Origin of the sequence: Enterococcus sp. HMSC072F02 (assembly GCF_001837725.1) — a bacterium.
GTDB lineage: Bacteria > Bacillota > Bacilli > Lactobacillales > Enterococcaceae > Enterococcus_B > Enterococcus_B lactis.
Genome location: NZ_KV833901.1, coordinates 1 through 11,661, shown reverse-complemented (window position 1 = coordinate 11,661; position 11,661 = coordinate 1). Strand labels below are relative to the sequence as shown.

The window sequence follows — 11,661 nt, the reverse complement described above, 5'->3', positions numbered from 1 at the left end:
AAGCTGACCACTTCTGTCACAACCTCTTTCTTTATTTATTGCTGAAAATAGGTGGTCAATGCTTGTGTCAAACTTGCAGCGATCTGCTGCTGATAACTGTCTGTTACTAATTCCTCTAAATCACCATCATTATTCATATAACCCATCTCGATTAAAATAGAAGGTTGAAGATTTTCTCGAAGAACTTGATAGTTCCCAGTGGAGATTCCTCTTGAATCCAGAGGCAGATCAGTGAAGGAATCAGCGATTGTTTGTGCTAATGTTTCCTCTTGTCCATAGTAATAATATGTCGTGATCCCAGTTGCTTCATTCGCATATTCCGTAGAGTCTGCATGTAAGCTGATAAAGACATCTGCCTTTTTTTCTTCACTGTAGTCGCATATATCTCCAAGCTGTACTAATTCATCTGTAGTATGGGTCAAATAAACCGTTGCTCCAGCATCCTCTAGCGCCTTTTTTACTTTTATGGCTGTACTTAATGTTATATCTTTTTCTTCTGTTTGTTCATCATTGCTTAATGCCCCAGTATCATTTCCGCCATGCCCAGGATCTAATACAATCACTGCATCAGATAGCTCTTCCGGTTTTGTTTGTATATTCTTTGTGACTTTGGTTCCATCTTCGAGGGCTAAATATCCAGTATAGCCATCATTTGTCTTGATCTGATAAGCATTTTTTGTTTCAGAAAGAAACTCCGCCAGCTCTCCGCCGTTTATAGTTGCAAGTGGGGTAGTTAGCGAGTCATCTGTATATAGTGTACGGTCATTTTTTCCGATTTTGATTAATGTCTCTTGTTCTGTATCATCAAATGATTCCTTTGTCTTTGTAACCGTACTGTTCGTACTGCTGACCGTTTGTTCAACTATCTTTTTTTGACCAAAAACATCTATTTGAAAACAGATAATAATGATAATGATTGCAAATACAAAAGCTCCAATTATTTTTTTCATTCTTGACTCTCACCTCGTAGATCCAGACTAAGGGTCAAAACTTAAAATCAGCTTAAGTACGCAAAAAAGGGACTGTAAAAGATATAACCGTAGAAAATAACATTACTGCTAAAATGATTTTTTTCATTTTTGGCATATCCTGAAATCTCCTTTTGACTATTCGTGGTGATTCATCTACCCAATAAATAGTTTCCTTCATTCTACAAACAATTAATTTCTTCGTTATTAAATTAAAACACTTCCTGGAACACCGACATAATAAATAAAAATATACCCTGATAATCATGAGAGAATAACAAATTTGTATTTATGAAAAACTACCTATATAAAAAAAACAAGATATAACGATCTTCGTCATATCTTGCTTCTTCACCTAACTATTTTTCTCCCTATATAACAGCTTTACGCTTCTCCTAATACACCATTCAAATATAAATCGATCAATTGCGCCACATTTAGCGGTTCTTCCACAGGTCTTTTCGACCGAGTGATGTAAGGTGCTAACACTAAGAAAAAATGCCTTGCTGCGATTTCTTTTGAAATCCCATTTCTTAGCACAGATTGGTTTGCTGAAAAGATTTCTTCAAAAGGTTCACGATAATTTTTCTTCCATAGAAAGAAAAGATGATCTCTTGTTTCCTTTGAAAGATTGCTTTCAAGATCGTGAAGCATCAGAAACAAATCGACCAGATGTGTCTCAATCAAAAACTGCGCCATTTTTGTCAAGGTTACTTGAAATCCCGTTTCGCTTGTTTGAACGATTTCTCTCAAAGCTTTTCCAACATCTTTTAAGTGGTTTTCTAAAACTGCCGTATATAGTTTTTCTTTATCACCGAAATAATGATAGAGATTGGGTTGGGTGATCCCAACTTTTTGTGCGATCTCTCTTGTTGAAGTGCCGAGATATCCCTTGGACATAAACAAGTCAGTCGCTTCTTTCAAAATTTTTTGCTGTGTATCTTTGTTGTATCGATGGACCATTTTTCCACCTGCTTTTTGGTTATTCTTTTTCTTTCAATACACCATCTTCCATCATAAATATTCTATCGCATTTGTCAATCAGCCGTGTATCGTGAGTAACCATGATCGTTGCTTTATTTTTGTCTTTTGATTCTTTTGCCAAGATATCGACTACTTCTCGTGCCTTTTCTGAATCCAAACTAGCAGTTGGTTCATCTGCTAGAATAATGGACGGATCATTGTACAATGCACGAGCGATTGCGACCCTTTGCCGTTCTCCACCAGATAGTTCTTCTGGATACTTGTTGATCAACTTATCCACGCCAAGCTGCTCAAATAATTCTTTTGCTTCTTTTTGACGATGTTCATGTTTGATCTTATCTACTAATAATAACTGCTTTTTTACTGTCAGAAAAGGAACCAGATTGGAAGCTTGCAAAATAAAGCCAATTTCTTTAAAACGTAGTTTAACGCGTTCACTTTCTTTTTGATTACTGAATTCTTGATCATTGATAAATACAGAGCCACTGCTAGGCGTCTGCAATCCGCCTGCCAAAGTCAAAAAAGTACTTTTACCTGAACCAGAAGGACCGATGATTGCAACAAATTCCCCTTTATCGATACTCATGGTTGTTTCTTTCAATGCTTTAACTACTTGGTCGCCATCTTGGAAACTTTTTTCTACTTCTTTAAATTCTATTGCTTTCATGCTCTTCCTCCTTCTTATCCAATTGCCTTCAACGGATCGATTTTTACGATTGTCCGAACAGAAAATAGTGCGCCTAACACAGCTACTACCAGCATCAACAAGCTAATGACGCCAAAAAACAGCCAATTGCTTTGGAATGGAACCGCATCAGGTAGAACAAGGGATGTTCCCACTGTTCCTAATAGACCAAGAAGAATACCAACAAATGATAAAATGAATGTTTGTGCCACTACAGAACGCGCAATAAATCCTCCTGTGATCCCTTGTGCTTTCATTACACCAAAGATATTAATCTTTTGCATCGTCAGTACATAAATGAAAATCCCGATCACAATAGCCGCAATAACGATCAAAAATCCGATCATAAATCCAAAAGTCAATACTTGCGCATTATATCCAGGTAATTCATTGATGAATTTAGAAATTTTGATCTGTTCTAAATCTTCAGGTAAATTACTGATTTTACCTCTGACAACTATTGCGTTAATCCGTGCATTTTCACTTGTATCTTCTTTTTCGAAGCGGATCTCTTGGTAAGCATTGATGGTTGTATAGAGAACTGGTGAGACATTGAATTTGGCATGATCCGTAAAGCCAGTTAGTTTAAACGTCTTGTCACTACCAGATAACTTAACTGTATCTCCTACGGCTAGACCATATTCTTCTTTCAAACTAATATCGCCTACTGCCTCATCATCGTTATCAAAAGCTTTTCCTTCAACAAGATTGGGCATGATGAATTGATTTTTATCGATACCGAAGAAGCTAACATTGATTTTTCCTTCTTCTGTACTGTCTTTACTAGTCACGACTCCAGGTGTCTGGGCAAGATACGCCACTTTCCCACCTTCGACTTCTTCTGCTATCTTCTTAGTAATCATGGACATCCCTAGATTTGAATTTGCATCTTTCGAAAGCACAATCGAATCTGCCTCCCACTTGTCGACTGCTGTTCGATTATCTTGAGCTAAGCCATAAGCTAACCCAGTCAAAAAAAATACCAGGTAGGCGATCAAAAACATCACCCCTGCAACTAACGCATAACGTAACTTTGAATGCATAATTTCATTTAATGCTAAAAACATTTAACTCCTCCTCCTGAAATAATCATTTTATACAACAATTTTATCACTTGATAAATTTTTGGCGAATATTATGCTCAAAAAATTCTTCCGCTATTTCATTATATGAATTTTTTTATTCTCGATTGATTAATATTTATTATATCCCCACACAATAAAAGACCGTGATATTTCTCACAGTCTTTTATCTACTCTATTGCTATTTGCTCTCTTAGCTAGTACTTTAAAAGCTAACTCATTGAGGTAGTGAAAACGAGAGGTGTATTCAGACAGAAATCCAAAATCCTCAACTGCTAGCTGTGGAATCGTAGTTTTGTGTTTCACGATATCCGCAAGCAGGTTCAAATCTGATAATAAGAATTCTTGGCTTATCAGCTGTCCGCCAATTATTTCTAATGTATCCGTATGGTAGATCAGCTTTGCATTTACTGTTTTGTTTTCTTCATCGTATTGTGGAAATAGATCAAATTCTCCTGAACACGAACCGGTATTTTGTTCCAAGAATGGCGCTTCATCTTCTGTCAGCCCTACAGTTCCTAAAAAGTAGTCTATAATGACTGCTGCTGTTATCTTTTGTCTGAGGTCGTAAGCGGTTGGCTGACCACTCAAAGTTAGCGCTACTGCTCTTGCCATATGTACAGCTCGAGTAACTAAAGGTAAAAAGAGATGCCGTTTATTTTTGTCAAAACTGACTGGGACGATATCTCCAATCGCATAGATGTCCGGATCACTTGTCTGTAGATATTCATTGACTATCACAGTCTCATCCTCATACAAAGCCACTTTTTCTTTTAACAATGTCGTATTAGGACGAGTTTGGGCAGAAAAAATGACCATATCTGCCTTTATTGCTTGAGATAGAAGTTGTACGGATACTACTTTCTCTTCTGATTTTTTCCAATCGATCAAGAATTCATTTGGATAAAAATTGATTTGCTTAGTTTGCAGCTGATTTTGAAAACTGTTGATCATATCCTTATCGAAATATCTTGATAAAACATTCGGCATATAATCAACTAGATGAATAATGTATCCTTTATTTCTCAAAGCATCTGCTAATTCCAATCCAATATAACCAGCACCGAAGATCACTACTTCTTTTGCTTCTTTTAAAGCGGCAAGTACTTGTTTAGATTGCACTAGATTTTTATAGGTGTAGACATTTTCAGCTTCAATTTGTTTATACAAGGTGACAGGAGAGGAACCTGTTGCTACGATTAATTTATCATAGGTTATGGTCTCGTTTTTTCCTTCTTTGGATGCGAGGATGAGCTGATGTTTGTCTGGATCAAGTTCAGTTACTCTCCATTCGGTGATCAGTTTTGCCCCACTTTCTTGAAGAGTCCGCATGTTATGGGCAACTTCAGCTAAACTACGTATCTTTCCTTTTAAATAAAGGTTGATTCCATTTGAAACATAGCCTAGTCCATCTTTATGATCTTCATCGATCAGTAAAACTTCTGCTTTCGGTTGAAGTTTTCTTAGATTTAGGGCAGCTGTGATGCCTGCATGGGAAGCACCAATGATCACGATTTTCATGTTTTATTCATCCTTAAATTCAATTTTTCTAAATAACATTCTTTTAAAAATTGGTTCAAATAGGGGAAATCATAATTATATTCGTTGCTAGTGAATACAAAAACTTTAGCGGACTTCTGTGACGGGTACTCTTTCAATTGGCTAGTCAAAATGATATCATACTGCTTTTCTTTCTCGTATTCGACTAAATCATATTTGATCGTATTCAGCAATTGTTCCTGGATGATTTCTTTCACGATATCCGCCATTAGCCTTTCATAAGGAAGATCATAAGCAATTTGCAGACGTAATTCTAACTGCTTGATCAGCGTCCGCAAAATAGATGCATAGCGAGCAAATAATTCAAAGCGGGCATTTTCCTCGTCTACTTCAGTAAAATCAACAATAGCAAATGTTTGTCTGACCAATCTTTCACATAAAACCAGGAATTGTTTATCTTCTACTTCAGTTAACCGCTGTTTTAATCCTTCTTGGCCAAAAATATTCATCCATCCTCTAAAATAGGCAAAATGAGCGTGATTTTGCATCACTGTCAACGCAATCTTTTGCGAAATCTCTTCTGGAAAAACATAAAAAGAGAAATATTCTTCTATCGATTGTTTAAACGTTCGATTCAATTGAGCTACTACGTCGTCTTTGTATTTTTCGCTTATCAAAAACTCCTGGACATGCGAGTTATGTGTATCTAATGTAAAGTTACTGATCATGAAAAGATAAAAAACCAACGTTTCATTTTGATTCCAAGGAAAGGCATATTGAAAGAAGTAACGGGTCAAAAATGTATGGAGGTCCAATAAAAATTGTGTCGTTTGAAACAATCCAACAGGAAGATTGCTATAATCTGGTTTGGATTTTTTCGTACAGCGCATTCGCTTCTTCATAATGGAAAGCCATATTTCAAATTTCAATCGTCCTTCTTCTGTAATAGCAAAACTAAACTCTTTTTGCAGCAGATCTAAAAAAGTGTTTCCTGATAAATCACTGTATTCTTTTTTGTTTTCAAGATAAGGACGTCCAAACCAAAATAATTGGAAATAAAAATAACAAATTTGACTTTCTGGACCGGTCAGCCGCCCGCTTTTTATTTTCAGATGAAACTCATTTAAAGAATCATTTAATTCCTTCACTCTGCGAGACAAAGTAGCCGAACTGATATTAAGTTCCATGACAAGTTTCTGCCGATCAAATGAGCCATTTTCCAACAGATAAAGAAGTATCTGATATTTTGTAGAATAGCGCAAGTAGCAATGATAATAAACATCGACTGCTGCTATATTTCCATGTCTGATTAATAAAATATTCCCTTCTTGGATAACAATTTCCAATTGTTTGATATTTTCCAAGTTAGCTTGTAAATAAAACAGATCTTCTTTCAAGGTAGCCCGATCAACTGATAAGCGGGTAAGTACGTTATTAACGGAAATCTCTCCTTTTTCCTCTAATAAAAGTTGGAAAAGTTTGATTTGCCGTTGTTCATTTTTTTCAAGCAAACTGAAAAGTTCCAAGTCCACTCCTCCAAGCATTTCTGATTTTAACAGCAGAAGTTTCCTTCTCATCCTTGAAAAAGAGGATCTGTGACAGTTATCACAGATCCATACAAATTCTAATCACTTAGCTGGTTGGCCCAGCTGTCAGTTCCCATGTGACCATGCCTTGATACGTTGCGCCAGGTTGAGCATTCGTACTGCTATTTACCTCTAAGAGTAAACCATCGGTATCGGGAAAGTCAACGAGAACCTCTCCTTTAGCTGTTCCATCACTCTCATAAATCAACGTGTTTTGACCTTGCTGAATCAATTGTTTTGATCCAGAATGATTGAAGTATAATTTTGTTCCGCTTAATTCTTGACCTTGATCATTCTTAAATAAAGAAGTCAATGTCCCTGTCAGTTGCCAAGGAGACGTGCTTGGAAGCCGAGTATCCCGCACATCAAAAGAAAAATCGCCTTTTGCTTCATAATAACTTGTCTTCAACGGTTTGGGGAGATCGTTACCAAATGTAAAATCATCTGGTACATTAACTAATGTTAATTCTTGTTTGGGGACAAGAATTGTTTTAGCAGATGTTTGGACAACTGGGTTAGGAAGCTTAGCACCATCTGCTAATGTAATATTGCTGGAAAGTACAGCTGCCTTTGTCAGTATGCTGACGGATTGTACAGAAGTATCTACAGTATTTAATTGATAGTTGTAAGTAAGATGAATGGTATCGCCGACTTTGCTCAATAAATCTGCTGGGACAGATACTCCTTGTTGAATGCCGGTATCTGCGATAGTTGTACCATTTAATTTTAAGGAACCATTGATATAAGTAGTATTTTCAGGAAGTGAGATCGTGATTTTTTTGTCGGTTATCGCATCCCCAGATTTTGTTAACGTGAAGTTCACATTTTCTTGAATCGTATCTCCTGATAGAGCAGACAGGGGATCTCCTGTCTCAGGTTGTCTGCTAAGGTTTTTTAGCTGACTATCTGCACTCACAGATGGAAAATTAGCCACTGTTATTTGAGGAAGAGTGGTGATTCTAGCTTGTTCAGACTGCCATTTGTACGCAAAAGACGGATACATGTTAGTAAGTACATCGTCCACCAAGCGATAATCAAAATAATATTGCCCTGAAGCCAATGCAGGTAGTGTAGAAGTAGCTGTATTTACACCCCCGTTATTTGATTGGATCGTTTGGAAAAGTTGATCTGTCCATCCTGTCGCTAATTTTTGGGTTCCTTTCGAATAAAGCCTGTAATGGATCGAACCCTTTTTTAGTTCAGTTGCTGACCAATTGGCCGTGACTTGGTACGATGCAGAAGAAAGGAGCTTTCCCCACTGACTATCGGCTGTTAAGTTTGTTGGTAAAACCGTTCCGTCTAGCTTGTACTGCTCCAATACCTTTAAAGCAACAGGAGAAAGCAATCCGCCTTGCGCATCTTTCCCACTGTACACGATATTGGCTGTCTGATTCAATCCACTTGTGCTTGCTGGAGTATGAGTCAGTATTGCTCCTTGTGTAACGTTTTTTCCTGTAAAATAGTTGACTACGCGATCAAAGCGACTAAATGGCAACTGATCAAAACGTCCTTCAGTCAGCCCCATCGTCAATGTCCGACTATTGGTAGAGCCTGGAAGGTTCTGGTTATTTCCATCCACGTATTCTGTGGTATCAGCAAATGTATTATATTTTCCTGTTGAATCACTTGTTGAGATGTAACTATTCCACGTATTTATCTCTGCACTTGCAGAAAATGCATATGCTCCTGGATTCAAGTTTCCGCCAGTTAATTTAGGATAAAATCTACCTGCAGCTGGAGCTAAAATCGAATTGAACATACGATCTTGGATAATATTATTCGAATCATAAAAATCAACAGAAAAAACGGCCTTTTTAGACATAGAAGGTTGTAATTTACCCTTGGTCAAAATTTTGTTTGGACTCGTATCATATTTATCTCCGTTTTCTGTCATCTTCGCGACATTAGCTGTAACATCAAATTGAAGCGGGATATCGTCCACGTTGAATTCTCCTCGCGTAATAATAGCAATAATATCTGCCAATAGAGTATTTGTATCCCACTACCCCATCCCAAAACGCAAGGTATGGCTTCCTGCTGATAATAAACTTCCGCTAGTAACCTTGATGGGGGCACCGGCAATATACAAGTAGGCGTTGTTCCAGTCAATTGCTTTTAATACATCACTGCTTGATACATGTTCCGGCAAATTGATGATCGCCACAAATGCAAATCCTTGTGCAGTGATATTCACCAAATCAAGTACATTTGTTAGTTTCACATGGCTTTCCCAATGAAAACGGACCGTGCCACCTTTCCAAGAATCATTTGAACCATCGTTCAAATAAGTAGCAGTCAATTTAGGCAATTGGTTAGCCCCAGTTAGTTGGACAAGCTTCCCGCCATTGACTGCACTACGTCCACCATTTGGAGGTACGATATTTTCATACGTGTATGGATCATAAGAAATGGCAGGAGGCGTTGCTCCAACAGCTTCTGCCGAAGGTGAAAAGATAAATATACTTAAAACAAAAAGCGAAGTAAAAAAGAAGGAGCGAAAAAATGAAAATTTATTTTGTAGCAACATGTTCATCCTCCTTTTCCTTTCTTCTCCAAAACAACAACCACGCAAGAAGCCATAATTCTATACCAATGATCAAATAAAGAAAACGGATCTTTTCTTCATTCGTCTCCGGGAATACGCCATGTTGATTAGATTCTTTATAAATCGGTAGCTGTGTCTGCTGTTTTGATGCGCCATTGACTGAACCACTTGGATGCGGAACTGGACTTAGATCATAAAATGTAATCGTACCTGAACTTTTGGTATCTGCTTGGACTGGCTCTTGCCAGCTGAAGAACAGCAAACTTGCAATAATCCCTCCCAATAAGATCGATGTTTTCAACGAAATCACCTCATCATGTTGTTTCTCCTTTTTTCTTTTTCTTGTGGACCCACAAAAACAGCAAAATCAACCATAACACTAGAACTGCAGCAACCAATCCTGCATAAAGCCATGGGAAAGATTGTTCTTGTACTGCAAAAACGGAATTTTCATTTACTTTTTGTGCTTTTTCTTTTTTGATCGTAAAGTTTTGTGTAAATCACCATTCATTACTGTCGCCTGATTTTGCTATGATTTCTGCGCGGTAATCGCCGGCTTTTGCTTTATCACCAGCTAAATCAAGATTCAAGTGAAAATTCGAATTTGGTGCAACTAAAAATTCATTAGACGTATTTTCAATATAAAGCTGATTTTCATAAAAGATCTTGCTCGTAAATATCAAATTGCTGATAATCCTAGGCTGAGTATTTTGGAAACGAAGCTGAACAGTTGGCTTTGCGTTGACCTCGTCCAAATCTCCTGATAAAAGTTTCAGATCCGGTTCTATCGTCTCTTGACTTTCTTGTAAAACGACTGCGAGATTATAAGCAATACGATTTTTGATTTGTGCTCCTTCTGTAGCATTTTCTGTTTCAGCTTCTTCTTTAGGTGAAACATGAATACCCGCTAATACACGTCCCTTAAAGCTTTTTGCTGGGATTTTCACTTCTATAGGTATAGTTGTTTCTGCATGTGCTGATACATTGATTTCCTTTTTCGCAATGAGCAAAACGTCACGGACATCAAACGGCAATGTCTCATCTAACGTTGGTTTTTTTTGACTATAATCGATCGTTCCACCATCACTCGTTACCGCCGGATTGACAGAGACCTCAAATGTTCGTTCTTCATCTGAAGAATTGCTGATAATTACTTCTAGTGTCTGATTTTGTTCCGGTGCCACTAATAAATCAAAATAACCGATTGCTTTATCTATTTGGTTCTCTGGAAATACCGGTTTGATTCCAAAGTCTCCTGCTGAATCCTTTGCTTGGCTGATTGACGGAAAAATGAAAAATAGACTTAAAATAGAAAAAAACGAAACAAACAGTCGTTTACTTTGATTCATTGTCCACCACATCCTTTCAACAACAACTGCGGTAAAAAATCCTTCACCTATAGTATTTTCACCGCAGTTTGTTGAATTTATTTCATACTCTATGCTACTGGGCCAGCCACGAGGTTCCAAGTCAAATCAGCCGTGAATGTTCCAGCTGCTGCTTTCGGCACTTTCAGTGTGATATTTGCTGGATCATAAACAGAAAGCCATGTTCCCAGACCTTGATCTTTTGCTGCTGTAAATATTGGTGTCGCTGCACTTGCTTTACTCAACCCAGTTACAGTTTGACTAGTTGGTCCAGTGGATTCGTTATCTGACGTACTTTTAACAGTGGATGTTCTAAAATCTAATTCAGCGCCTTGCAAAACTTGTGAACCGTTTACAAAATCTGAAACCGAAACTGTCACGTTCCACCCTTGTGCTTGGCCATCTGCACCTACACCTCGACGATCTGATACTTGGAGATAAGGTGTATCGTTTTTTGAAGCGTCTACTTGATACGTTTTTGTTCCGCTTTCAATCTCGTGTGTACCAAATGGCAATTCAGGAACTACATCCAATGTTAAAGAACCTGTCTGGCCAGTTGCTGGATTTTCCGGATCTGCTGGCTCTACTGGTTTTGAAGGATCAGTAGGGTTAAGAGGCTCAACGGTATTTGTTGGTTCAGTAAAGGTAATATCTCCTTTTGAAGTCGCTTGACCCTCAGCAAAAGCTGGTGTTGCCAAGCCGCCTAGAAGAAGTGTTGAAAGTAATAATGTCCCAATCATGTTCTTTTTCATAATAAATCACTCCTTTTTCTTAGTGACCTAAGTATAGTAGAGACAGTATGCAAAAAATCCTCATGAATTCATCCGCTTACTTGAAATTATGACCCTTTTTGTATAAAAGAGAAAAAAACAATAAAATCGTTTACATGAATATTCTTCCTTTTTTATTAAGTACGCCGATTGTAAAATTAAGCTAGACAACTA

Annotated in this window: 10 protein-coding genes and 1 pseudogene; all 11 read right to left on the bottom strand. The window is 37.6% G+C overall.

Going from position 1 to position 11,661, the window contains the following annotated elements:
* Positions 1 to 35: 35 nt before the first annotated feature.
* Positions 36 to 950 (bottom strand): N-acetylmuramoyl-L-alanine amidase family protein, encoded by a 915-nt coding sequence (locus tag HMPREF2731_RS02115; protein WP_070704517.1) that lies wholly within the window; start codon positions 948 to 950, stop codon positions 36 to 38.
* A 402-nt stretch (positions 951 to 1,352) separates the two neighbouring features.
* Complete coding sequence (locus HMPREF2731_RS02110) at positions 1,353 to 1,931, bottom strand: TetR/AcrR family transcriptional regulator (protein ID WP_002295080.1); 579 nt, start codon at positions 1,929 to 1,931, stop codon at positions 1,353 to 1,355.
* Between the two features lie 19 nt (positions 1,932 to 1,950).
* Positions 1,951 to 2,619, bottom strand: coding sequence for an ABC transporter ATP-binding protein (locus HMPREF2731_RS02105; protein ID WP_002296462.1), 669 nt, complete (start codon positions 2,617 to 2,619; stop codon positions 1,951 to 1,953).
* 14 nt (positions 2,620 to 2,633) lie between these two features.
* On the bottom strand, positions 2,634 to 3,704 hold the full coding sequence (locus HMPREF2731_RS02100; protein ID WP_002296464.1) for an ABC transporter permease: 1,071 nt from the start codon (positions 3,702 to 3,704) through the stop codon (positions 2,634 to 2,636).
* A gap of 171 nt (positions 3,705 to 3,875) precedes the next feature.
* Complete coding sequence (locus tag HMPREF2731_RS02095; protein ID WP_070872231.1) at positions 3,876 to 5,240, bottom strand: NAD(P)/FAD-dependent oxidoreductase; 1,365 nt, start codon at positions 5,238 to 5,240, stop codon at positions 3,876 to 3,878.
* A complete protein-coding gene (locus HMPREF2731_RS02090) occupies positions 5,237 to 6,796 on the bottom strand; it encodes an AcpB/EbpR/MafR family transcriptional regulator (RefSeq protein ID WP_070704523.1) in 1,560 nt (519 codons plus the stop codon). Before HMPREF2731_RS02090 ends, HMPREF2731_RS02095 begins: the two co-directional genes overlap by 4 nt.
* Positions 6,797 to 6,851: 55 nt before the next feature.
* The gene (locus HMPREF2731_RS14980; protein ID WP_227326358.1) at positions 6,852 to 8,627 is read right to left on the bottom strand and encodes a hypothetical protein; all 1,776 of its coding nucleotides are present in this window, start codon (positions 8,625 to 8,627) and stop codon (positions 6,852 to 6,854) included.
* Between the two features lie 180 nt (positions 8,628 to 8,807).
* On the bottom strand, positions 8,808 to 9,332 hold the full coding sequence (locus tag HMPREF2731_RS15210) for a hypothetical protein (RefSeq protein WP_070704526.1): 525 nt from the start codon (positions 9,330 to 9,332) through the stop codon (positions 8,808 to 8,810).
* A complete protein-coding gene (locus HMPREF2731_RS02075; protein WP_070704556.1) occupies positions 9,316 to 9,651 on the bottom strand; it encodes a hypothetical protein in 336 nt (111 codons plus the stop codon). The genes HMPREF2731_RS15210 and HMPREF2731_RS02075 overlap by 17 nt, the downstream gene beginning before the upstream one ends.
* Before the next feature lie 13 nt (positions 9,652 to 9,664).
* Positions 9,665 to 10,699, bottom strand: a pseudogene (locus tag HMPREF2731_RS02070) (DUF916 and DUF3324 domain-containing protein).
* 89 nt (positions 10,700 to 10,788) lie between these two features.
* The gene (locus HMPREF2731_RS02065) at positions 10,789 to 11,469 is read right to left on the bottom strand and encodes a WxL domain-containing protein (RefSeq protein ID WP_070704530.1); all 681 of its coding nucleotides are present in this window, start codon (positions 11,467 to 11,469) and stop codon (positions 10,789 to 10,791) included.
* Positions 11,470 to 11,661 lie beyond the last annotated feature (192 nt).